Origin of the sequence: Haloferax sulfurifontis ATCC BAA-897 (genome assembly GCF_000337835.1) — an archaeon.
GTDB lineage: Archaea > Halobacteriota > Halobacteria > Halobacteriales > Haloferacaceae > Haloferax > Haloferax denitrificans.
Map to the genome: position 1 here is coordinate 124338 of NZ_AOLM01000004.1, position 22552 is coordinate 146889.

The 22552-nt window shown below is 69.7% G+C and carries 23 protein-coding genes; 14 read left to right on the forward strand and 9 right to left on the reverse strand.

Translation table 11 applies throughout. The annotated features are described in order from the left end of the window. The first annotated feature begins 2 nt into the window (after positions 1–2). The gene (locus tag C441_RS02960) at positions 3–398 is read left to right on the forward strand and encodes a hypothetical protein (protein WP_049920406.1); all 396 of its coding nucleotides are present in this window, start codon (positions 3–5) and stop codon (positions 396–398) included. Beyond that, positions 398–1024, forward strand: a complete 627-nt coding sequence (locus C441_RS02965; RefSeq protein WP_007273718.1) for an METTL5 family protein — start codon at positions 398–400, stop codon at positions 1022–1024. Before C441_RS02960 ends, C441_RS02965 begins: the two co-directional genes overlap by 1 nt. A gap of 81 nt (positions 1025–1105) precedes the next feature. On the opposite strand, the gene C441_RS02970 is transcribed toward C441_RS02965, so the two are convergent. From C441_RS02970 to C441_RS02980, 3 genes are all read right to left on the reverse strand, one after another. Next, positions 1106–2758 carry a rhomboid family intramembrane serine protease gene (locus C441_RS02970; protein WP_007273719.1) on the reverse strand — a complete coding sequence of 551 codons (1653 nt, stop codon included), beginning with the start codon at positions 2756–2758 and terminating at the stop codon, positions 1106–1108. 144 nt (positions 2759–2902) lie between these two features. Continuing rightward, positions 2903–3181, reverse strand: a complete 279-nt coding sequence (locus C441_RS02975; RefSeq protein ID WP_004969989.1) for a UPF0058 family protein — start codon at positions 3179–3181, stop codon at positions 2903–2905. A 58-nt stretch (positions 3182–3239) separates the two neighbouring features. Continuing rightward, positions 3240–3452, reverse strand: a complete 213-nt coding sequence (locus C441_RS02980) for a ribbon-helix-helix domain-containing protein (RefSeq protein WP_004043463.1) — start codon at positions 3450–3452, stop codon at positions 3240–3242. A 183-nt stretch (positions 3453–3635) separates the two neighbouring features. On the opposite strand from C441_RS02980, the gene C441_RS02985 reads away from it, so the two are divergent. The 4 genes from C441_RS02985 to C441_RS03000 all read left to right on the forward strand — a co-directional run bounded on the left by C441_RS02985 (position 3636) and on the right by C441_RS03000 (position 8272). Further along, positions 3636–4229 (forward strand): sulfite oxidase-like oxidoreductase, encoded by a 594-nt coding sequence (locus C441_RS02985; RefSeq protein WP_007273720.1) that lies wholly within the window; start codon positions 3636–3638, stop codon positions 4227–4229. Between the two features lie 300 nt (positions 4230–4529). Further along, the gene (locus C441_RS02990) at positions 4530–5861 is read left to right on the forward strand and encodes an isochorismate synthase (protein WP_007273721.1); all 1332 of its coding nucleotides are present in this window, start codon (positions 4530–4532) and stop codon (positions 5859–5861) included. A gap of 90 nt (positions 5862–5951) precedes the next feature. Next, positions 5952–7700, forward strand: coding sequence for a 2-succinyl-5-enolpyruvyl-6-hydroxy-3-cyclohexene-1-carboxylic-acid synthase (gene menD, locus C441_RS02995; RefSeq protein WP_007273722.1), 1749 nt, complete (start codon positions 5952–5954; stop codon positions 7698–7700). A gap of 59 nt (positions 7701–7759) precedes the next feature. Further along, positions 7760–8272, forward strand: a complete 513-nt coding sequence (locus C441_RS03000) for a hypothetical protein (protein ID WP_007273723.1) — start codon at positions 7760–7762, stop codon at positions 8270–8272. A gap of 21 nt (positions 8273–8293) precedes the next feature. Here C441_RS03000 and C441_RS03005 read toward each other — a convergent pair whose 3' ends face one another. Both C441_RS03005 and C441_RS03010 read right to left on the reverse strand, forming a co-directional pair. After that, positions 8294–8830 (reverse strand): hypothetical protein, encoded by a 537-nt coding sequence (locus C441_RS03005; protein WP_007273724.1) that lies wholly within the window; start codon positions 8828–8830, stop codon positions 8294–8296. Further along, positions 8823–9287: a hypothetical protein gene (locus C441_RS03010; protein WP_007273725.1), complete on the reverse strand. Its 465-nt coding sequence runs from the start codon at positions 9285–9287 to the stop codon at positions 8823–8825. Before C441_RS03010 ends, C441_RS03005 begins: the two co-directional genes overlap by 8 nt. A gap of 122 nt (positions 9288–9409) precedes the next feature. Between C441_RS03010 and C441_RS03015 the strand changes: the two genes are divergently transcribed. The 7 genes from C441_RS03015 to C441_RS03045 all read left to right on the forward strand — a co-directional run bounded on the left by C441_RS03015 (position 9410) and on the right by C441_RS03045 (position 16523). After that, positions 9410–10327: a 1,4-dihydroxy-2-naphthoyl-CoA synthase gene (locus C441_RS03015; protein WP_007273726.1), complete on the forward strand. Its 918-nt coding sequence runs from the start codon at positions 9410–9412 to the stop codon at positions 10325–10327. Positions 10328–10489: 162 nt separating this feature from the next. Next, complete coding sequence (locus C441_RS03020; RefSeq protein ID WP_007273727.1) at positions 10490–11707, forward strand: ABC transporter substrate-binding protein; 1218 nt, start codon at positions 10490–10492, stop codon at positions 11705–11707. Between the two features lies 1 nt (position 11708). Next, on the forward strand, positions 11709–12662 hold the full coding sequence (locus C441_RS03025) for an NAD(P)/FAD-dependent oxidoreductase (RefSeq protein ID WP_007273728.1): 954 nt from the start codon (positions 11709–11711) through the stop codon (positions 12660–12662). Between the two features lie 182 nt (positions 12663–12844). Beyond that, a complete protein-coding gene (locus tag C441_RS03030; protein WP_049920392.1) occupies positions 12845–13783 on the forward strand; it encodes a 1,4-dihydroxy-2-naphthoate polyprenyltransferase in 939 nt (312 codons plus the stop codon). 2 nt (positions 13784–13785) lie between these two features. Beyond that, a complete protein-coding gene (gene menC / locus C441_RS03035) occupies positions 13786–14838 on the forward strand; it encodes an o-succinylbenzoate synthase (RefSeq protein WP_193363596.1) in 1053 nt (350 codons plus the stop codon). 69 nt (positions 14839–14907) lie between these two features. Next, positions 14908–15717 (forward strand): enoyl-CoA hydratase/isomerase family protein, encoded by an 810-nt coding sequence (locus C441_RS03040; protein ID WP_007273731.1) that lies wholly within the window; start codon positions 14908–14910, stop codon positions 15715–15717. Between the two features lie 89 nt (positions 15718–15806). Beyond that, positions 15807–16523 carry a ThuA domain-containing protein gene (locus C441_RS03045; protein WP_007273732.1) on the forward strand — a complete coding sequence of 239 codons (717 nt, stop codon included), beginning with the start codon at positions 15807–15809 and terminating at the stop codon, positions 16521–16523. 229 nt (positions 16524–16752) lie between these two features. On the opposite strand, the gene C441_RS03050 is transcribed toward C441_RS03045, so the two are convergent. Then, a complete protein-coding gene (locus C441_RS03050) occupies positions 16753–17628 on the reverse strand; it encodes a hypothetical protein (protein ID WP_007273733.1) in 876 nt (291 codons plus the stop codon). Between the two features lie 409 nt (positions 17629–18037). Between C441_RS03050 and C441_RS03055 the strand changes: the two genes are divergently transcribed. Further along, a complete protein-coding gene (locus C441_RS03055; protein WP_007273734.1) occupies positions 18038–19642 on the forward strand; it encodes an ATP-binding protein in 1605 nt (534 codons plus the stop codon). Positions 19643–19648: 6 nt separating this feature from the next. Here C441_RS03055 and pyrI read toward each other — a convergent pair whose 3' ends face one another. The 3 genes from pyrI to C441_RS03070 form a co-directional block, all read right to left on the reverse strand. Further along, positions 19649–20116 carry an aspartate carbamoyltransferase regulatory subunit gene (gene pyrI / locus C441_RS03060; RefSeq protein WP_004043480.1) on the reverse strand — a complete coding sequence of 156 codons (468 nt, stop codon included), beginning with the start codon at positions 20114–20116 and terminating at the stop codon, positions 19649–19651. Then, a complete protein-coding gene (pyrB, locus tag C441_RS03065) occupies positions 20109–21026 on the reverse strand; it encodes an aspartate carbamoyltransferase (RefSeq protein ID WP_007273735.1) in 918 nt (305 codons plus the stop codon). Before pyrB ends, pyrI begins: the two co-directional genes overlap by 8 nt. 231 nt (positions 21027–21257) lie before the next feature. Beyond that, a complete protein-coding gene (locus C441_RS03070; RefSeq protein ID WP_004969967.1) occupies positions 21258–22511 on the reverse strand; it encodes a Glu/Leu/Phe/Val family dehydrogenase in 1254 nt (417 codons plus the stop codon). Positions 22512–22552 lie beyond the last annotated feature (41 nt).

Consider the following 22552-nt stretch of genomic DNA (forward strand, 5'->3'; position numbering starts at 1 on the left):
ACATGAGCACGCTCGAATCCTCGTCCGTCGAAGCCGCCGTCACCGCCGGCCGCCCCGCCGACCTGACTCCCGTCGTCCTCGACGCGTCGCGGCTGGAGTCGACCGCACCGTCGCACCTCCGCGACCTGAAGGCCGGACTCGCCGAGGAGGGCTACCTCCCGGCCGAACTCACCGTCGAAGCCCGCTTCGGCGAGGACGACCCCCTCGCGGTGCAATCGGAGTCCGACCGCCTCCGCGAGTACGTCCGCGCCGCCGCGTTCCTCGGCGTCGGCCGGGTCGCCGTCGACGTCGCGGAGTGCTGTCGCCCCGACGACGCCGAGTCGGCGCTCGCGGCGCTCGGCGAGCGCGCCCGGCGCGAGGGTGTCGCTTTTGAGCTTCGAGGTTCCATCGACGGCTGATGGCAACCAAGGCCGCGCTGGAGGCGCAGTTGGCGGTGGTCGCCGGCTTCGAGAACCCGAAGGTCTCGCTCGAACAGTACCCGACGCCGCCGGACCTCGCCGCGCACCTCGTCCACCTCGCGGACCTCCGCGGCGACATCGAGGGCGCGACGGTCCTCGATTTAGGTTCGGGTACCGGCATGCTCGGACTGGGCGCGGCGCTCCGTTCGCCCGCCCGCGTCGTCGGCGTCGAACTCGACGACGACGCGCTCGCCACCGCGACGGACAACGCCCGCCGGGTCGGCGCGAGCGCCCCCATCGACTGGATTCGCGCCGACGCCACCCGCCTGCCGCTCTGTCTCTCGGACGACCGGCAGGCCACGGTGCTCATGAACCCCCCGTTCGGCGCGCAACGGGGCAACGAACACGCCGACCGCGCTTTCCTCGAATCGGTCGCGTCGGTCGCCGACGTGTCCTACTCGGTCCACAACGAGGGGAGCAAGGAGTTCGTCGAGTCGTTCGTCGCCGACGCCGGCGGCGACCTCACCGACGCCTTCCGGGCGACGTTCGACCTCGACCGCCAGTTCGAGTTCCACGACGAGGACCGCCGACAGCTCGACGCCGAAGTGTTCCGCATCGAGTGGTGAGCCGGCGGCGCACCGTCGCGCAGACCGGGAGCCGCGGCGGTCGTCCCGCCGGTACCGTCACCGCGCGACGCCTAACCCACGCTAATTGTACGTCTCTGCTCGCGCGACGCGGACTCTCGTCCCGCGCGACTCGGCGAACACGAGGGAGTTCTCGCGGACGAACCGAATCCCGTCGAGCGTCGTCGTCGTGTTCTCGGTCGGCATCGGTCCCCTGACGGTCCCGCTGTCGGACGACACCTGCACGTCGTAGCCCGTCGCCGTCGGCACGACCGAGACGCTCCGCCGGGCGACGACGGGTTCGGCCCGGACCGGGCCGGTGTCGTACGCCAGTCGCGCCTCGCCGTCGGCGACGAGGAACACCCGGTAGGCGGTTCCCGCGCCGGTGACGACGTAGCCGTCGCGGACCGCCGTCACCCGGTCGCGCCAGCCGAGACCGCCGAGTCTGACCGCGGATTCGCCGTCGAACGCCAGCCGGTTCGTCGAGACGGCGGTCGTCCAGATGCCGCGCCGCTCGCTTTTGACGATGACCCCCGAGGTGTTGGTCGTCGTCGACTCGCCGAACAGTTCGACGTCGAAGACGGCGGTCAGCCCGTTCGGCACGTCCTCGGCGTAGGTCACCTCGTAGTCCCTGACTGTGACGCTCTCGCCCGGCAAGTCGTCGCCGCTCGCGGTGAACGTGTTGTACAGCATCGCCGGCCCCGACAGCGCCGCGACGACCACGAGGAGCACGGCGGCCCCGGCCTGCCAGCGGCGGGCCGAAAATATGGAGGTGTCGGGCGCGTACGCCCGGAGCGGCTTGTCGGAGGCCGCGACCGTCAGCGCGACGACGGTCGCGAGCGCGACGACGAGCGCGAAGCCGACGGCGCGAAACAGCACGTAGGTATCGCCCCCGCGGTACCAGTACACCGCCCACAGCGACTCGCTGACGGCAAACAGGAGGACGCCGGCGAAACTGCGGAGCGCGGGCGGGGGCGACCCCTCGCGGCGGTGACTGAGCCACACGCCGAGGAGGACGCCGAACAGGAAGCCGATGGCGTGGCCCTGAATGGCGATTTGGGACCACCACGGCGTCGAGAAAGTGGGGCGGGCCGACGAGACGACCTCGGGCGACAGCATCGCGTTGTAAAACAGGCTGACGACGCGCCCGGAGACGAACGCCAACACGGTCGCGAGCGGGCGGAAGACGAGCGCGAAGCCGGCGAACGCGAACACGACGCCCGAGAAGCCGACGACCGGGCCGAGCGCGAAGACGGCCGTCAGGAGCCCCACACCGAAGACGACCGCGGGGAAGACGACGAGCGACCGGACGTACGGGTTCTCGCGGGCCGACCCGAACGAGGTGGACCCGCGGCGCGTCGGATAGTGGCTCCACGCGTACTCCGCGACCGGCGCGAGCGTGAGCGTGCCGACGAGGTTGCCGACGAGGTGGCCGGGACTGGAGTGGGCGAACGCGGCGGTCAGCATCCCGGTCGGATAGAAGTACGACCACGCCCGGAACGGGATGACGATGGGTCGGTACCACGACGACCAGCCGTCCTGAACCACGAGGTAGACGAGGAGGACGCCGCCGGCGCTGACGAGCGTTCCGAGCGGGAGGCCGAACAGGAAGCGCCGCCGGAGCGCCGCCGAGACCCGACTCGGTCTGTCGACGACGGCGAGCGCGACGGCGGCCGCGAGGAGCGCGAGGAGCGCGGCGAGCCGCTGGAACGGTATCCAGCCCGGAATCTCTAGCATTAGCTACCTGTGTCGTGCGAACGGGTGGTAAAGAAACCCGCGGAGAACTGCTTGAGAAGTGCTAGCGAACGACACGAACCCGACCGCGAGAGGCGACTCCGCGTCGGGCGGTCGGTCGCGGGGAGCGTCGCGGTCGACGGCCGCTCAGATTTTGCCTTCGGCGTCGTCGGCCAACTCCTCCATGCGCTTGCCGACGCGGCCCGCGCTGGAGAACTCGTCGTCGCTCATCGCGGTCGCGAGGGCGTTGCCGAGCACGAACACGGCGTGTTTGTGCTCGCTTTTCGATTTGTGGACGTGGGAGGGCTCGACGGCGAGCTCGTCGTAGGGGTCGAACAGGCTCGAATCGACGTGCTCGCGGGCCGAGAAGTGGTCCTTGATGATAACCATCTGTTCGTGAAGCTCCAGCAGTTCGTCCTTGTGCATGAGCGTTGGGTAGGAGCGAAGGCGGTTTAAGAGTTATTGGGGGATTCTGTCACTCGGCTCAGAAGACGTACTCGTCTTCGTGGCCCATCATTCCGTCGTCTTCGTACGCGCGGTCCTCGTCGGACATCGGACCGCTGGTCTTGTACGCGCGGATACCGGTCGACAGCAGGTCCTCAATGGCCTCGTCGCGGTTGACGAACTCGCCCTGTTCGACGAGTTGGACGATCTGCATCTCCAGGTGTTCCGGCACGGTAATCTCTACTTTGGGCATCTGAACGTCCGTCGCTTTGGAAGGGCCGTATATAACTCTACCGGGGGAATAATCGGGTTTTCCGAAGGTCGTCCGGGCGAACGCGAACCGTCGTTTACCTTCGGTTAGTGCGGTCCGTTTCTCCGGTCGCCGGCGGGTGTCCGGAGTCGTTAGTGATAGGTGCGTCGGGCCGAAGTTTCGAGCATGGCCAACGACGTGACCCACCTCTACGAGGAGTTCGGCGGCGACCGACTCCCGCCGGGCCAACGCGAGACCCAGCGCTTTCCCGTCCTCTCCAAGAGCGGCACGCCCTCGTGGGACCCCGAGACGTGGTCGTTCGAGGCGTGGGGCGCGGTCGACACCGAACTCGACCTCTCGTTCGACGAGTTCCGCGACCTCCCCTCCGAGACGCAGGTACAGGACTTCCACTGCGTCACCGGCTGGAGCAAGTTCGACTGCGAGTTCGAGGGCGTCACGTTCCCGGCGCTCGCCGACGCGGTCGGCGTCGACGACGACGCGGTCCACGTGATGTTCCACGCCATGGACGGCTACACGACGAACCTGCCCCTCGACCAGTGCATGCGCGACGAGGTCATGTTCGTCTGGGGCTACGACGGCGAGGACCTGCCCGCCGACCACGGCGGCCCCCTCCGGGTCGTCACCCCGCACAAGTACGCCTACAAGGGCGCGAAGTGGGTCTCGGGCGTCGAGTTCCTCACCGAGCCCGAACGCGGCTACTGGGAGAAACGGGGCTACTCGAACACGGCGAACCCGTGGAACGAAGAGCGCTACAGCTAACCTAAGTTTTTGGTCCACCGTGAGACTGCATGCAGTCTCACGAGCCTTCGCTCGCTATCGCTCGCGAAGACAGATTTTTGCGTGGTGAGCGTAGCGAACCACGGAAAAAGGTGGGCGAACCCGTGGAACGAAGAGCGCTACAGCTAAGCTGATTTTCAGGCGTTTTCGGCGGTCGCTTCGCGTCCGAGCCACCGGCGTTGTCGCTCGGTGGACAGATGTGCACGTTCGACCGGGGTCGCCCGACCGGGGTGCGGAACAGAAGGGAGAGTTTCAAGCGTCCCCGGTCCTGAGCCACGGTCGATGGAACCGTTGCGGACCGACGAGGTGGTGACCCACCTCGTCAGCAGGTCGGTTCGACTGTCTGCGCCCCCCGTCTCGGCGTCGCTCGCGGCGATGCAACGCCCGCGGGCGCTGTGGACCGCCCCCGACGAGCCAACCGTCGTCGGCGGCGGCGTCGCCGTGGCCGTCGAGGCCGACGGTCCCGAGCGACTCGCGCGCGTCCGCCGGGCGGCCACGGCGCTGTTCGACGGCGCGGACGTGGACGCCCCCGACGCCGCTCGCCCGCGATTCTTCGGCGGCCTCGCCTTCCACGAGGAGGCGACCGGCCGCGACCCGTGGGCCGACTTCCCGGCCGCGCGCTTCGTCGTCCCCGAAGCGCAGGTCGTCTTCGACGGCGACGACGCGTGGCTCACGGTCACCGCCGTCGGCGCGGACGCCGACCCCGAGGCCGTCGGCGACCGACTCGACGAGGTCCGCGAGACGCTCGAATCGCTCGACGACACTCCCCCCGAGGGACCGCCGGGCGTCTCGAACCGCCACCGGACGACCTCGGTCGAGGCGTGGCACGAGAGCGTCGACGCCGCGGTCTCTCGCATCCGCGCCGGCGACCTTCAGAAGGTCGTCCTCGCGCAGGCGCTCGAAGTCGAACTCGACCGCCCCGCCGCCGCGCCCGACCTGCTCGCCCGCCTCGGTCGGACGTACCCCGACTGCCACCGCTTCCTCGTCGAACCGAACGGCGGGGCGAGCTTCCTCGGCGCGACGCCCGAGCGGCTCGTCTCGCTCCGCGGCCGCGAGGTCGAGACCGGCGCGCTCGCCGGGACGACCGGCCGCGGCGACACCGACGACGAAGACGAGTGGCTGGCGAACGAACTGCTCGGAAGCGAGAAGGACAACCACGAACACGAACTCGTCGCGGAGACGATTCGGGAACAGCTCGCGCCCCTGTCGGCCGAGATTCGCGTCGGCGACCGCGGGATTCGGAAGCTCGCGACCGTCCAGCACCTCTGGACGCCCATCGACGCGACGCTCGAACGCGACGAGCACGTCCTTTCTCTCGTGGACGCGCTCCACCCGACGCCCGCGGTCGGCGGCCTCCCGCCGGAAGCCGCCCTCGACGTGATTCGGGACACCGAGCCGTTCGACCGCGGCTGGTACGCCGCGCCGGTCGGCTGGTTCGACGCCGACGGCGACGGCAGTTTCGCGGTCGCGCTTCGCTCGGCAATCGTCGAGGAGACGCTGGCGACGCTGTTCGCGGGCGTCGGCCTCGTCGCCGACTCGGACCCCGACGCCGAGTGGGACGAGGTGCAACTGAAGTACCGACCCGTCCTCGACGAACTCGAACGCGACGACTGAGTTCGGGAGCGACGACCGGCACCGGAGCCGACGACCGCCTCCAATTCGAACCGATTCGATTCGACTCGATTTGACGACGACTTAGACGAGATGACAGCACCGAACCGAAACGCCCTCTGGGCACGGACCTTCGCCGACGAACTGGCACGCACCGGCATCGACGCGGTGTGCATCGCACCCGGCAGTCGCTCGACGCCCCTCACGGAGGCGTTCGACCGCCACGACGACATCGAGACGTTCTCGCACCTCGACGAGCGCTCGGCGGCCTACTTCGCGCTCGGCCGCGCCCGACGCACGGGCGAGGTGACGCCCGTCCTCTGCACCTCGGGGACCGCCGCGGCCAACTTCCACCCCGCGGTCATCGAGGCGTCGCAGGCCCGCGTGCCGATGCTCGTCCTCACGGCCGACCGCCCGCCGGAACTCCGCGACAGCGGGGCCAACCAGACCGTCGACCAGGAGAAGCTCTACGGCGACGCCGTCCGCTGGTACAAGGACATGCCCGAACCGGAGGCCACGGACAGGAAGCTCCGGAGCCTCCGAACCACCGCCGCCCGCGCGGTCTCCGAGGCGACCGGCGTCGACGCCGGTCCCATCCACCTCAACTTCCCCTTCAGAAAGCCGCTCGAACCGACGTACGTCGAGGGCGACGTGCCCGCCGACCTCGACCCCGAGGCGCTCGACGGCCGGAGCGGGAGCCGACCCTACGTCAAGACGACCGCGGGCGCGCCGGAGCTCTCCGAGGACCACCTCCGAAAGCTGGCCGACGACCTCGCGGTCGACCGGGGGCTCGTCGTCGCCGGGGCCGCCGACCCGCCGGGATTCAACGCCGAGGCCGTCGCCGCGTTCGCCCACGCGACCGGCTTCCCCGTCGTCGCCGACCCGCTTTCGGGGCTTCGCTTCGGCGGCCACACCCGGACGACGACCGTCCTCGGCGGCTACGACGCCTACCTCGACGAGCGCGTCACCGCCGACTGGCCCGACCCGGAGGTCGTGGTCCGCATCGGCGCGTCGCCGACCTCGAAGGCGCTCCGGAAGTACCTCGCGCGCACCGACGCCCGACAGTACCTCGTCGACCCGACGGGCCGCTGGCGCGAGGCCGAGTTCGGCGCGACCGACCTCGTTGAGGCCGAGCCGTCGGTGCTCGCGTGGCGGCTCTCGCAACTCGTCCGCAACCGCCCCGACGAGGCGTGGAACGCGCTGTGGACCGACGCGGAAGACGGCTACTGGAGCCTCGTCGACGACGAGACCGACGCCTTCGAGGGCCGACTCGCGGCCGACGTGGCCGACCTCGCGCCCGAACCTTCGACGCTGTTCGTCTCGAACTCCATGCCCGTCCGCGACCTCGACCGCTTCGCGCGCCCCTCGACGAAGTCCCGAACGGTCCTCGGCAACCGCGGCGCGTCCGGCATCGACGGTATCGTCTCCTCGGCGCTCGGGGCCGGCTCCGCGGCGACCGACCACCTGACGCTCTTGACCGGCGATCTCGCGTACTACCACGACATGAACGGCCTGCTCGCGCTCGGCCGCCTCGGCGTGGACGCGACTATCGTCCTCGTCAACAACGACGGCGGCGGCATCTTCCACATGCTCCCCATCGAGGAGTACGAGCCGCCCTTCACGGACCAGTTCAAGACGCCCCACGGTCTCGACTTCGAAGCAACCGAGGACCTCTACGACCTCTCGTTCGCGTCGGTCGACCCGGACGACTTCCGCGACGCCTACGCCGAGTCGGTCGCCACCGACGGCACCGACGTCATCGAGGTCCGCACCGACGCCGAGTCCTCGCACCGCGTGCGCGAGCGCATCGCCGAGCGCGCGGTCGAGCGACTGTCCGATTGACCGACTGGCCGAACCAGTCGACCGACTGACTTTTCTCCCGCGCTCCGAATCGTGGCGACATGTCCTCCACGTCTTTCCGCCAGTATCGCGGCAGTGTCTACGCCGTCGCCGGGTTCCTCGGCGTCCTCGTGTTCGCGTACGCGACCGTCATCGCCTACGAACCGCTCGCCGGGGTCTTCGCCGGCGGGACCGTCGTCTTCGGCGTGGTGCTCCTGTCGGACCTCGCCGAGCGCGGCTATCCCTCGGCGCTCGGCCGCCGCGGGACGCTCGCGCTCGTCGCGGCCGTGGTCGCATTTCCCGTCCTCTGGTTCGTCGTCCAGCGCCCCTTGACGGGCATCGGTCTCGCGCCGCTCGTCGCCGTGGTCGCGTGGGGCCTCGCGCGGTTCAACGCCGTCGGCTACCCCGAATCGATGAGTCGTCGCCGGTCGCTTGCCACCGCCTTCGTCGGAACGGGAATCGTCGCCTACGGCTCCGTGGCGGGAGCGACCGCCTTTCTCGTCGGCATCGCGGGCGCGATACTCGTCGGGCTGACGTCGTGGCTGACGAGCCCCCGCGGGCCGCTTCGAGGCTGACTGACTGACTGACTGGCTCACTCACTCCGCGTCGGCGGCCCGCCCCGAGGCGACCGACTCCGTCCACCGCCCGACGAGCCGGCCGGCCACCCAGTAACAGCCGGCGTCGAGGACGACCGACAGGCCGCCGATGACGCCCCCGACGACGCTCGCGGCCGCGACGCCGATGAGCGCGATGAATGCCAACGAGAGAAGCGGGGCTCCGTTCAGAACTGCGCCGACGAGGAGCACCCCGAGGAGGAACGCCGTCCCGATGAGCGCGCCCGCCGCGAACCCGCGGAGGACGAGTCGCCAGAGTCCGCGGAGGCCGTTCCGCAGGCCGGCCAGCCCGCCGTCAGCCAGCGCCCACCGGGTCGCGGCCGCGGTGAGGAGCCACAGGTAGGCGAAGACGGCGACGCCGGGGAGCGTCCCGAAGCCGGCGAGTTCGCCTTCGAGCGCGCCGCTCGCGTGCGCCGCGAGGAGTCCGACGAGGCTCAGAACGACGAGGTTGAACGACGAGACGACCCACGCCTCGAAGTGCCCCCGCGCCCCGACGCGGCCGGCGGCGGCCTCAGCCACGCGCCAGCACCTCCGCGAGCGCGACGAGGACGAGGAGCACGGCGGTGGTCGCACCGTAGCTCTTCGCGAGGAGCGAGCGCCCGGCACCCGCCGAACCGACTCGTCGGAGCCGGAACACGGCGAGCGTCCGGACGAACGACCCGAGGACGAACGCGGTCACCGCGAGGAGCTTCACCGTCAGTATCGTTCCCCAGCGACCGCTCGGTCCGGGCGGGCCGAGCGCGCCGAGGTTGCCGACCCCGGTGACGACCATCGCGCCCATGGTCGCCCAGAAGACCCACTCGTACGTGACTGCGAGCGTGGCTGGTTCGCCGAGAGAGGCGGTCGAGCCGCCGGCGTCCGCGCGTCCGGGACCGGCGGCTCTGAGCGTCGCCCACGCGAACGCCGCGCCGCCGAAGACGAGCGCCATTCCGACGAGGTGGACGAGTCTGACGAGGAGGGTGGTCGCGGCCGACATGCGCGGGAGTCGTTCGCGGACTGACAAATATTCCCGGGCCGGGGGAGCGGTCGGGCGGCGGGCCGCCCCCCGAACCGCCGCCGCAAGCGAATCTTTTTGCGCCGCCCGCGCCGCCTCTCGGTATGGTCTCGGAGATTTTCGACCCCGACCGCTGGGAGCCCGTCCCGGGGTCCGACGAGTTCGACGATATCACCTACCACCGCGCCGTCGACGTGCCGGCGGTCCGCATCGCGTTCGACCGCCCCGAGGTCCGAAACGCCTTCCGGCCCGGAACCGTGGACGAACTCTACGCCGCGCTCGACGACGCCAGAAAGCGCGCGAACGTCGGGTGCGTCCTCCTGACGGGCAACGGCCCCTCCGAGAAGGACGGCGGCTGGGCGTTCTGTTCCGGCGGCGACCAGTCGGTCCGCGGCGGCTCGGGCTACGAGTACCGCGACGACGACGAGGCCGACGCCTCCGATGACCCGCTCGTCCGCGAGGCGAAGGCCGGTCGCCTGCACATCCTCGAAGTCCAGCGGCTCATCCGATTCATGCCGAAACCCGTCGTCGCCGTCGTGCCGGGGTGGGCCGTCGGCGGCGGCCACTCCCTGCACGTCGTCTGCGACATGACGCTCGCCTCCGAGGAGCACGCGAAGTTCCTCCAGACCGACCCCGACGTGGCCTCCTTCGACGGCGGCTTCGGCTCCGCGTACCTCGCAAAGCAGGTCGGCCAGAAGAAGGCCCGCGAGGTGTTCTTCATGGGCAAGACCTACTCCGCCGAGGAGGCGGTGGACATGGGCATGGCGAACGAGGCGATTCCCCACGAGGAACTGGAGGAGGTGGCGCTGGAGTGGGCCGACGAGATGACGAAGAAGTCGCCGACGGCCATGCGTATGCTGAAGTACGCCTTCAACATGACCGACGACGGCATGGTCGGCCAGCAGGTGTTCGCCGGCGAGGCGACCCGACTCGCCTACATGACCGAGGAGGCACAGGAGGGCCGCGACGCCTTCCTCGAAAAGCGCGAACCGCGCTTCCGCGACTACCCGTGGCACTACTGAGATAACGCCGGCTCGCCGCCCGATACCGGTCTCTCGCCCGCGATGCGGCCTCGTTTCGTTTCGTCTCGGCTCGTCTCCCGCGACGAAACGCGTCACCTCGCCATAGTTTAGGCACGCCGAAAAATAGGAACGCTCTTGTGTGTTTAGGGTAGCCTAAATCCTATGGACGAGAACTCCACCGGGAACGAGGGACTCACGCGACGCAACTACATTCGCTACGGCGGCACGGCGCTCGGGGCCGGGATGCTCGCCGGCTGTACGTCGGACTCGTCGGGAAGCGACGAGACGACAGCCGCGGCCGAGACGGCGACCGAAACGACCGCCGCGACCGAGACGGAATCGGAGACCGAGACCACCGAGGCCGACGCCTCGTACTCGGTGACGATGGAGCCGATGGGCGAGGTCACGTTCGACTCGGTTCCCGAGTCGTGGGCCGCCTACGACGGCGGCTACGCGGACATGGCCGTCGCGCTCGGCGTCGGCGACGGGGTGACCGGCGTCGGCGGCGCGGGCCGGTACTACACCTACGTCTACGACGAGCTTCCCGGCGTGAGCGTCGACCGCGAGCAGATCGAGGCGTACCCCGAGGTCAGGACGAAAGAGGAGTTCTACGAACTCGACAACGACGTCCACCTCTACGACCCGAACATGCTCATCAACTGGTTCGACTGGGACCAAGAGGACGTGGACGAAATCGCGGAGAACGTCGCCCCGTTCGTCGGCAATCTCATCTTCCGCCGGTCCGACGGCTGGCACGACTACCGCTACTACACCCTCTACGAGGCGTTCGAGAAGGTCGCGCAGGTGTTCCAGCGCGAAGAGCGCTACGAGGCGTTCGCGGCGCTCCACGACGAGTTCATCGCGGAGATACAGTCGCGACTGCCGCCGGCGGACGAGCGTCCGAACGTCTTTCTCACCTACGAGGGGACGACCGAGCCCGAGACGTTCTCGCCGTACCGCCTCAACGACAAGGGCACGAGCAAAAAGCAGTGGAACGACCTCGGCGTCACCGACGCGCTCACCGGGACCGACATCGAGAACCTCAGCACGACCAACCGCGGCGAACTCGACTACGAGAACCTCCTCGAAGTCGACCCCGACGTGATGCTCGTTCGCGGCCACGAGCGCAAGACGGCCGCGGAGTTCCGCGACACCGTCCTCGCGTACATGGAGGACCACCCCGTCGGCGGCGAGCTGACGGCCGTCCAGAACGGCCGGGTCTACCGCGGCGGCTACCTCAATCAGGGGCCGATTCACAACCTGTTTCTGACCGAGCGCGCCGCGAAGCAGATGTACCCCGAGGAGTTCGGCGAGGTGACCGGCGACGCCGAACTGTTCGACCGCCAGCGCGTCGCGGACGTCGTCACCGGGGAGTTCTGAGATGGCGGACGCCGCGGCGTTCGACTACGACGTGGCCATCGTCGGCGGCGGACCGACGGGCTGTTCGGCGGGCGTCTTCACCGGCCGGTACGGCCTCGACACCGTCGTCTTCGACCGCGGTCGGTCGTCGCTCCAGCGCTGTGCCTATCTGGAGAACTACCTCGGCTTCCCCGGCGGCGTCGACATCGAGACGTTCTACGGGCTCATCCACGACCACGTCGAGGCGGCCGGCTGTGACCTCGTTTCAGACCTCGTCGAGGCGGTCGAACTCGTCGGGGACGACGAGACCGCGACCGCGGACGTCGCGGGGGATTCCGGCGGGGATGCCGCCGACGCGGCCGCCACCGGCCCCGGCTTCGCGGTCACGACCCAGAGCGGCGAGACCGTCACCGCGAGGCGGGTCGTCGCGGCCGCCCGCTACGGCGGCGACTTCCTCGAACCGCTCGGCGACGACGAGATGTTCGTCACCTACGAGTACGACGGCGAGACGCGGACGACGTTCGACCGCGACTACGCCGACGTTGAGGGGCGCACGCCGATCGACGGGCTGTACGTCGCCGCACCGGTGAGCGAGGTCAACGTGCAGGCCATCATGTCGGCCGGACAGGGCGCGCGAGTCGGCCGGTCGGCCATCACCGACCACCGCCTCGAACGGGGGTACCCCGAGGACCTCGCGCGCCACTGGGACTGGTTGCGCCCCGAGGCGGAACTCGCCGACGAGGCGGCCGCCCGCGACGACTGGCGCGAGCGGTTCGACAGCCGCGTTCCCGACGACTGCGACCTCCCCGAGGAGCGACTCCGCGAACTCCGCGAGGCCGACGTGGAGCGCCAGCGCGAGATGTACGTCTCCGACGAGACGGTCGAAAACCGAGCCGAGAAGGGTCGCGAGCGACTCGCCGAGCACCTCGGCGTCGCCGCCGACTCGGATTCGGCTTCCGACGCCGGTCCCGAGTAGCGAGGAATCCCCGTCACCGGGTCGGCTGACGGCGATGACCACGTCGTCGCCGACGCCGGGGAGAACGCGCCTCGTCGGGGGCGGCGCGACCGCCGAGCCACCGTGTTCTCCCACTCATCGCCTCGGGGTCGCGCGCTTTCGGATAGGAACTTACTCACTGCTCCGGCACTCGTATGCAGACAATGAGCACGCAGGACATCTCTCGCAGGCGGGCGTGGGTGATGGCGTCGCGGCCGCAGACGCTTCCGGCGGCCGCCGCGCCGGTCGTCGTCGGCACCGCGGTGGCCGTCCACGCCGACCTGTTCGCCCCGCTCCCCGCGCTCGCGGCGCTCGCGGGCGCGCTCCTCATCCAAGTCGGGACCAACTTCGCCAACGACTACTACGACGCGGTGCAGGGCGCGGACACCGAGGCCCGCGAGGGCTTCACCCGCGTCACCGCGGGCGGACTCATCCCCCCGGCCGAGGTCAAGCGGGCGATGTATCTCACCTTCGCCGCCGCCGTCCTCCTCGGCACGTACCTCGTCTACGTCGGCGGCGTGCCCATCCTCGTCATCGGCCTGCTCTCGGTCGCTTCGGGCATCGCCTACACCGGCGGTCCGTACCCCCTCGGCTACCACGGCCTCGGCGACCTGTTCGTCTTCGTCTTCTTCGGTCTCGTCGCCGTCGTCGGCACGTTCTACGTGCAGGCCGCGAGCGTCCTCGCCGCCCCCCTCACGGTCGGGATTCCCGAGGGGACCGTCACGCTCGCCGCCGTCCTCGCCAGCCTCCCGATGGCGGCCATCTCCACGAACATCCTCGTCGTGAACAACGTCCGCGACAAGGAGGAAGACGCGACCACGGGCAAGCGGACGCTCGCGGTCCGGTTCGGCTACGGCTTCGCCCGCGCCGAGTACCTCGCCATGCTCGCGCTCGCCTACGCCGTCCCCGTCTACCTCTGGACCCGCGCCGGCTTCGACTGGTTCGTCCTTCTCCCCATGTTCTCGATGCCCGTCGCGGCCCGCATCGCGCGGACCGTCGTGACCGAGACGAAAGGCGAGAAGCTCAACCCCGCGCTCGAAGACACGGGGAAACTCCTCGCGCTCTACGCCGTCCTCTTCTCGGTCGGCCTCGTCCTCGCGTGACGATGCGCGTCCGCGAGTTCGCCGTCGACCTCCGAACGCCGCTTTCGACCGCCGCGGGCGATATCGAGCGCCGCGAGGGGCTCCTCGTCGCGGTCGACGTCGCGGGCGAAACCGGCGTCGGCGAGGCGACCCCGCTTCCGGGCTGGACCGAGTCGTTCGCCGACTGCCGTGACGCGCTCGCCGGGCTCGCCGAAGACGACGCCACCGGTGACGCCGACCCCGAGTCCCCGCTCGAAGACGGGACGCTCGCTGACGCGCCCGCCGCGAGACACGCCGTCTCGCTCGCCGTCGCCGACGCCCGCGCTCGCGCCGCCGGCCGGCCGCTCGCCGCGGCCCTAGACACCGACCCCCACACCTCGCTTCCGGTGAACGCGACCCTCGGCGACGACGGTCCCGAGGCGACCGTCGAGGCCGCCGAAACCGCCGTCGCGTCGGGGTACGACTGCCTCAAACTGAAGGTCGGCGCGCGGGACCCGACCGACGACGTGGCGCGCCTGCGGGCGGTCCGCGAGGCGGTCGGTCCCGACGTGTCGCTCCGGGCCGACGCGAACGCCGCGTGGGACCGCTGGACCGCCGACCGCTTTCTCGACTCGGTCAAGGAGTCGGTCCTCGACCTCGACTACCTCGAACAGCCGCTTCCGGCCGACGAACTCGACGGCCACGCCGCGCTCCGACGGCTCCACGACACGCCCATCGCGCTCGACGAGTCGCTTTCGGCGGTCCCGGTGGGACGGGCCATCGCCTCGAACGCGGCGGACGTGCTCGTCTGCAAGCCGATGGCGCTCGGCGGCCCGGACCGCGTCCGCGACCTCGCCGCCCGCGCCCGCGACGCCGGCGTGGCCGTCGTCGTCACGACCACCATCGACGCCGTCGTCGCCCGACTCGGCGCGCTCCACGTCGCGGCGTCGCTCCCCGGCGACCGGGCCCACGGGCTGGCGACCGCCTCGCTCCTCGATTCCGACCTCGCGGCCGACCCGGCACCCGTGCGCGACGGCCGGATGCGTCTCCCCGACGGGCCCGGACTCGGAATCGACGTGTCCGCGGTGTTCCCGTAAACCGGCCGCCGGCCCTTCAACTCTCCACGGACCCAACGTTTTTCACGATTCTGCACGTCGTCCCGGGGGATGACCGAGGTCGAACTCGACTCCGACGCGGTACGGCTCGCGCTCGACGGCGGCGTGGCGACGGTGACGCTGGACGCCCCGGCGGTTCGGAACGCGCTGACGGTCGAGGTGACCGCGGGCGTGCGCGAGGCGCTGGACTCGCTCCCCGACGCGGCGCGCTGTGTCGTCGTCCGCGGGAGCGACGAGGCGGGCGCGTTCTGCGCCGGCGGCGACGTGAACGCCATGCTGGAGCTACAGGCCGACGCGATGTCGCTCCCCGAGGCGGTCGACCACGTCGTCCGCGACACCGCCGACGCCGTGCGCCGCGTCTACGAGTGCGACCTGCCGACGGTCGCGGCCATCGACGGCCCGGCCGTGGGCGCGGGCGGCGCGCTCGCCATCGCCTGCGACCTCCAACTCCTCCGCGAAGACGCCTTCGTCAGCTTCGGCTTCCGCCGGGTCGGCCTCGCGGTCGATTCGGGCGCGTCGTACCTCCTTCCCCGACTCGTCGGGCGCAACGTCGCCATGGAACTCGTCTACACCGGCGAGGAACTCGGTCCCGAGCGGGCGCTCGAACTCGGCGTCGTCAACCGCGTCGCGGGCGAGGACGAGTTCGAGGCCGACCTCGCCGCCCTCGCGGAGCGCATCGCCGGCGGCCCGACGAAGGCGCTCACCGCCTCCAAGCGCCTGCTCCGCCGCCCCGACGACTCCATCGAGGCGGCCATCGAACACGAGGCGTCGGCGCAGGCGGTCATACTCGACACCGACGACCACGCCGAGGGGCTGGAGTCGTTCGTGAGTCGCCGAGAACCGGAGTTCGAAGGGACGTAGCCGGGCAGTCGGGCGGTCTCACCCGGCCTCGCGCCTCCGCCGGCCCCGCGTTCGGTGCATACTTGTCGCCGCCCGGCGACGCCGGGAGTATGGTCACCGTCACCGTCTGGAACGAGTACCGACACGAGAAGGAAGACGACGAGGTCGCCGAAATCTACCCCGACGGCATCCACGCGACGATAGCCGAAGGGCTCCGCGAGGCCGGCTACGACGTGCAGACCGCCACGCTGGACGAACCCGAACACGGGCTCACCGAGTCGGTCCTCGACGACACCGACGTGCTGGCGTGGTGGGGCCACAAGGCCCACGACGAGGTGGACGACGACATCGTGGACCGCGTGGTCGACCGCGTCCGCGACGGGATGGGGCTTCTCGTGCTCCACTCGGGGCACTACTCCAAGCCGTTCAAGCGCCTGATGGGGACGACCTGCTCGCTGAAGTGGCGCGAGTCGGGCGAGAAAGAGCGCGTCTGGGTCGTCGAGCCGGGCCACCCCATCGCCGACGGGCTTCCCGAGTCGTTCGAGGTCCCCCGCGCCGAGATGTACGGCGAGCGGTTCGACATCCCCGCGCCGGACGAACTCGTGTTCACGTCGTGGTTCGAGGGCGGCGAGGTGTTCCGCTCGGGCTGTTGTTACACCCGCGGCAAGGGCCGCGTCTTCTATTTCCGGCCGGGCCACGAGACCTACCCAATCTACGAGCAGGCGGAGGTTCGCACCGTCCTCGACAACGCCGTCGAATGGGCGGCCCCCGGCGACGGTCCCGACCCGTACTTCGGCAACGCGGACCCAATCGAAGACCTCGACTGAGGCGGGGGTGGACCGCCCAGCGGGACCGTCCGGAGCGCCGACTATCATAAGTGGATGCGGTCCGGAGAACGTCCATGGCACAACCGACGAGCGGACAGCGGCGACTGATGTTCGCCCTGTTCGCGTTCGCGACGCTCGTCTTCCTCCTCGGCATCGTCGTCATCGGCTACCTCGCCGGCGCGTTCTGAGGTCGGTTCCGGGGCGGTCGCCTCGCCGATGAGCCCCGCGCTCAGCGGGTCGCGTCGTCGGGGTGGTAGGTCTTCCCGCGCGAGCCGTCGGCGGTCATCCGGCGGAGCGTCGCGGCGGCGTTGCTCGCGTCGTAGCCGAACAGCACGTCTTTGGCGTACTCGTCTGCGACCTCGATGGCGTGGATGAGGTCGTCCACGTCCACGTTCACGGCGTACAGTTCGAGCGAGAAGTCGGCGTCGTACGGCTCCAGAAGGGAGACGAAGCCGCGGGCGATGGTTTCGAGCCAGTAGGTCGTCCCGTAGTGGGTGTCGTACAGCGGGACGACGAACTCGTCGACGTACTCCGAGAGCGCCTCGATGTCGAGGCCGGCGCGGCGATAGAGGTGGCCCGGGTAGGGGTCGGGATACAGCGTGAGATACAGGCGGCCGGGGACGCGCTCGGCGGCGTCGGCGACGAACTCGGTGATGACCTCGGCGCGCCACTCGAACCACGCGCCCTCGTCGTCGGCGTCGCGGTCGCGGTCGTCGGCCCACGCCTCGAACTGCGAGGTACACCGCTCACACCGGCAGTACTCGTCGCGGGGGAAGCCCACGTCGTCGAGGCGCACGTCGCCGTTGGCCGCGGCGGCGTCCGCGACGATTTCCAGCAGGCCGGCGCGGTACCTCTCGTTCGTCGGGCAGATGTACGCCCAGTCGAAGTACGTGCGGTCGCGCGTCGCCGGGTTCCCCTCGCCGTCGACGGGGACCAGTTCGGGGCTCTCGTTGGCGGCGGCGTTGTCGCCGAAACACGAGATCATGTTGACGGCGTTCGACAGCGGTTCGGCCGCCCGGCCGGTCACGTCTTTGACCTCGTAGAACCCGCGGTCGAACTCCGGCCAGTCGACTTCCTCCTCGTTGCGCGTGACGACCCCGTACATGGCTCCGCCTTCGCGCGGGCGTCGGGTAAGTCGTTCGCTCTCGGGCGTGCGGCTCGCTCCCCGGCTCGGCCGCTGGACGGTCGAGAGTCGGGCAGACTCGGTCGGAGTCGACCGAGCGCCGAGAACGTGGTTACTCTTCGATTTCGACTTCGACGGTCTCTCCGCTACCGGAAAACACGGTGTAGAGGACCGCGATGAGCGCCAGTACCAGGACCAGTTTGGCCTTCTTGGACATACCGAGAACTTCGACCGCACCGCACTAAGTGATTACGACACCGGGAGAACGCGCGCAGGTGACTGGGAACTGGCCACTCGCGCTCTACTGCGGTTCATTTTTTGTGAGAATTCACAGAAACGTTATATTATCTGAGACCATTCTGTTTGTCGTTCAGTTCGTTCCTTCCGCCCGATGCCACTCGACTCCTCGATTCGCGTCCTTTCCGCCGACGGCGACCGCGCGATTTTCCGCGCCGTCCAGCGGGCGGTCTCGCCCGCCGTCGTCGACTCGGCGGCGACGCTCGCCGCCGCCCGCCGCGCCCTCGACGGCGACGCGTACGACTGTCTCGTCCTCGGCGCGGCGTTCCCCGACGGCGACGGCGTCGCCCTGCTCCGCGAGGTTCGCGCGACCGACGACGACCTCCCGGTGGTCTTCCTCGCGACCGACGACGACCTCCCGGTGGTCTTCCTCGCGACCGACGACGCCGACCACGCCGTGACGGAACTGGTCGATTTGGGTATCGACGCCTACCTCGACCGTGTGGCGGTCCTGCGGCGGGCCGAGCGCGACAACGGCGACGACAGCGGCGACAGCGACGGCGATGGCACCGACGCCCCCGCCGACGCGCCCTCTGACGACGCGCTCGGTTCGCGCGTCCGGCGGCTCGCCTGCGAACACCACAAGGCGCGGGTCGCCATCGACGCGTTCGACCGGGGGGCGACCCCGGCCGACGCGAGTTGGTTCATCGAGGACGCCCTCGACGCGCTCGACGACGTGTTCTACGTCTACGACCGCGAGGGGAAACTCGTCTCGTGGAACGAGCGGCTCACGGAGCTCACCGGGATGTCGGCCGCCGAACTCACCGGGATGTCGGCCGACGCGTTCTTCCACGAGGCCGACCGCCCGGCGGTCGAGCGCGCTGTCGAGGAGGTCATCCGAACGGGAACGACCGTCGTCGAAGCGCGGTTGCCGACCGACGACGGCGCGCTGTTGTTCCAACTCACCGGCCGCCGGCTCGCGGGACCTGACGGGGAGCTCGTCGGCTTCTGCGGCGTCGGCCGCGACATCACGACCCGCCGGCAACACGAAGAGCGCCTCGCACAGCAAAACGAGCGCCTCGGCGAGTTCGCGCGGGTCCTCTCGCACGACCTTCGGAACCCGCTTTCCGTCGCGATCGGCTTTCTCGACCTCGAACGACGGGCGAACGACTCCGCGAACCTCGACCGGGTCGCCACCTCGCTGACCCGAATCGACGACATCGTCACCGACGTGTTGACCGCGGCCCGCCGCGGGACGGCCGTCGTCGAGTTCACGCCCGTCTCCGTCGAGGCGGTCGCCCGCCGCGCGTGGGACACGGTCGAGACGGGCGACGCGACGCTCGTCGTCGAGTCGACCGCGACGGTCCACGCCGACCCCGGCCGGCTCCAGCGGCTGTTCGAGAACCTGTTTCGGAACGCTGTGGAACACGGGACCGCGGACGAGCGGGCCTCGCCGCTGACCGTCCGCGTCACCGCGTCGCCCGCCGAGGGGACGGTCGCGGTCGAAGACGACGGCTCCGGCATCGCCGCCGCCGACGCCGCGCGGGTGTTCGAACGCGGCTTCACCACCTCGGCCGAGGGGACGGGCTTCGGCCTCGACATCGTCCGGTCGCTGGCGGAGGCCCACGGCTGGTCGGTCTCCGTCGGGGCCGCGGCGACAGGCGGCGCGAGATTCGAGTTCGACGGCGTCGAGTTCGCCGACGGGGACCACCGCTGTCCGGCGAGCGCCGCGAGAAAAAGGGGGTTGGACGACCCGTAACGCCGGTCAGTTCACGTCGAGGTTGGCCGCGACTTCGTCCTCGCGGACGATGGTCTCGCAGTAGTCACAGCGCACGCCGTCCGAGAGGACCGTAAAGCGGGACTGGATGGGTTCGTCGGCGTTCGAGATGCAGTTTCTGTTCGGACACGAGATGATGCTCGCGACGGCGTCGGGGCGGACGACCCGGTTCTTCTCGACCACGTCGTAGTCGCGGACGATGTTGATGCTCGCGGCGGGCGCGATGAGCGACAGCACGTCCACCTCGGACTGGCTCAGCTCGCGGCCCTCGACCTTCACGATGTCCTTGCGGCCGAGGCGGTCGGAGGGGACGTTCATCCCGACCGAGACCGCCTCCCCGCTGGTGCCGTCGATGCCGAGGATGGCGAGGACGTTGAGCGCCTGTCCCGCGGCGACGTGGTCGATGACGGTGCCGTTTCGAATCTTCGAGACGCGGAGTTGGTGGTCGTCAGTCATCGTCTTGGGAGAGGAGGATGTCCAGAAGCGCCATCCGGACCGGGATGCCGTTGTGGGCCTGTTCGAAGTACGTCGCGTGGTCGGTGTCGTCGATGTCCGGCGAAATCTCGTCCACGCGGGGGAGCGGGTGCATGATTGTGAGGTCGTCGGACGCCGCTTCCAGCGTCTCCGAGTCGATCTGGTACTGCCCCGCGACCTTGCGGTACTCGTTTTCGTCGGGGAAGCGCTCGCGCTGGATGCGCGTCACGTAGAGCACGTCGAGTTCGGGGAGCACCTCGTCGAGTTCGGTGTGTTCTCTGACCTGCGCGCCCGAGGCGTGGAGGTCGTAGCGGACGTTCCGGGGGAGCCGCAGGCTCTCGGGGCTGATGAAGTGCTGGCTGGCGTCGAAGTTCGTCAGCGCCTCGGCCAGCGAGTGGACCGTCCGGCCGTACTTCAGGTCGCCCATGATGCCGATGGTGAGGTCGTCGAGGCCGGCGTTCTCCCGGATGGTGTAGAGGTCCAGCAGGGTCTGACTCGGGTGCTGGCCCGCGCCGTCGCCCGCGTTGACGAGCGGCACGTCGACGAACTCGGAGGCCATCGTGGCCGCGCCCTCGCTCGGGTGGCGGAGCACGAGCGCGTCCGCGTAGCCCTCGACCACGCGGACGGTGTCGGCGAGCGTCTCGCCCTTCTTGACCGACGACGACTCGACCGGGCCCATATCGACGGTCTGGCCGCCGAGGCGTTTCATCGCGGAGTCGAAGCTCATCCGGGTTCGCGTGCTCGGCTCGAAGAAACAGAGCCCGAGAACCTTTCCGGCGTGTCGTTGCCGGAACGCGGCCGGGTCGGCGTCGATGTCGGCCGCGCGGTCGAGCACCGCCTCGATGTCCTCCCGCGAGAGGTGCGACGCGGAGATGAGGTGGTCCTGACGCATCGATGAATGACGCGACCTACACCGACTTGAATCCCCCGGCATCGGCCGCTCCGAGTGATATTCACCACCATGCACAGAATCGCCGGCGTCGGCGACTGCGGCGGACACGGCACGGCGGGCGAAACGGTCGAAAAGCGAGGCGACGAGGCGGCACGACGAAACCGCTGAGGCGGCACGACGAAACCGCTGAGGCGGCACGACGAAACGCCGAGACGACGACTGACCTCGACCCTACGGCCAGTTGCCGGCGGAGTCGTAGGAGTCGACGACGCGGCGGATGGCGACGACGTAGGCCGCGGTGCGGAAGTTCGGCAGGTCGTGGGTCTCGTAGGCGTCGACGAGTTCCTCGAAGGCGTCGACGATGACGCGCTCCAGCTCGTCGTTGACGCGCTGTTCGGTCCAGTAGAACCGCTGGCGGTTCTGGACCCACTCGAAGTACGAGACGGTGACGCCGCCGGCGTTGGCGAGGATGTCGGGGAAGACGTGGACCTCGCGCTCGGTGAGCACGTCGTCGGCGTCGGGCGTGAGCGGGCCGTTGGCGGCCTCGACGACCACGTCCGCGTTCACGTCGTGGGCGAGTTCGCCGTCGATGGCGTTCTCCAGCGCGGCGGGGACGAGCAGGTCCACGTCGAGGGTGAGAAGCTCCTCGTTGGTGATGGCCTCCGTTCCCTCGTAGTCGGAGACGGTGCCCGTCTCGTTTTTGAACCCCTTGACCGCGCGGGTGTCGAGGCCGTCGGGGTCGTAGACGCCGCCGGAGGAGTCGGAGACGGCGACGACCGTCGCACCGAGGTCCTCGATGAGCTTCGCGGTGACGGAGCCGGCGTTCCCGTAGCCCTGGACGGCGACGGTCGCGCCCTCGATGTCGCGGCCGAGGTAGTCGAACGCCTCGCGGGCGGTGAGCATCGTCGAGCGCCCGGTCGCCTCGACGCGGCCCTCGCTTCCGCCGTTCGAGAGCGCCTTGCCGGTGATGACGCCCGGCGCGGTGGTGTTTTCGAGGGTCTCGTAGGTGTCCTTAATCCAGTTCATCTCGCGCTGGCCGGTGTTCACGTCGGGCGCGGGGATGTCGCGGCTCTCGCCGATGAGGGGCCGAAGCTCCTTGGCGAACGACCGGGTGATGCGTTCGAGCTCGGACTCGGAGTACGCCTTGGGGTCGATGACGATGCCGCCCTTGCCGCCGCCGTAGGGGATGTCCACGACGGCGCACTTGTACACCATCCAGCCCGAGAGCGCCTTCACCTCGTCGCGGCTGACGTTCGGGTGGTAGCGAATCCCGCCTTTGTACGGGCCGCGGTCGCCGTTGAACTGCGACCGGTAGGCGCGAAACAGCTCCACGTCGCCGTCGTCCATCTCGACGGCGAGGTTCGTTTCGAGGACTCGCTCGGGGTTCTTCAGCCGCTCGATAACGTCGTCTCGCACGTCGAGGTAGGCGGCCGCGTCGTCGATTTGCTCCTGTAGACTCTCGAAGGGATTCGCCTCTTGTGCCATGCCCTAATACGCTCCGGGCATCCGGTTAAGCGTAGCGGGGA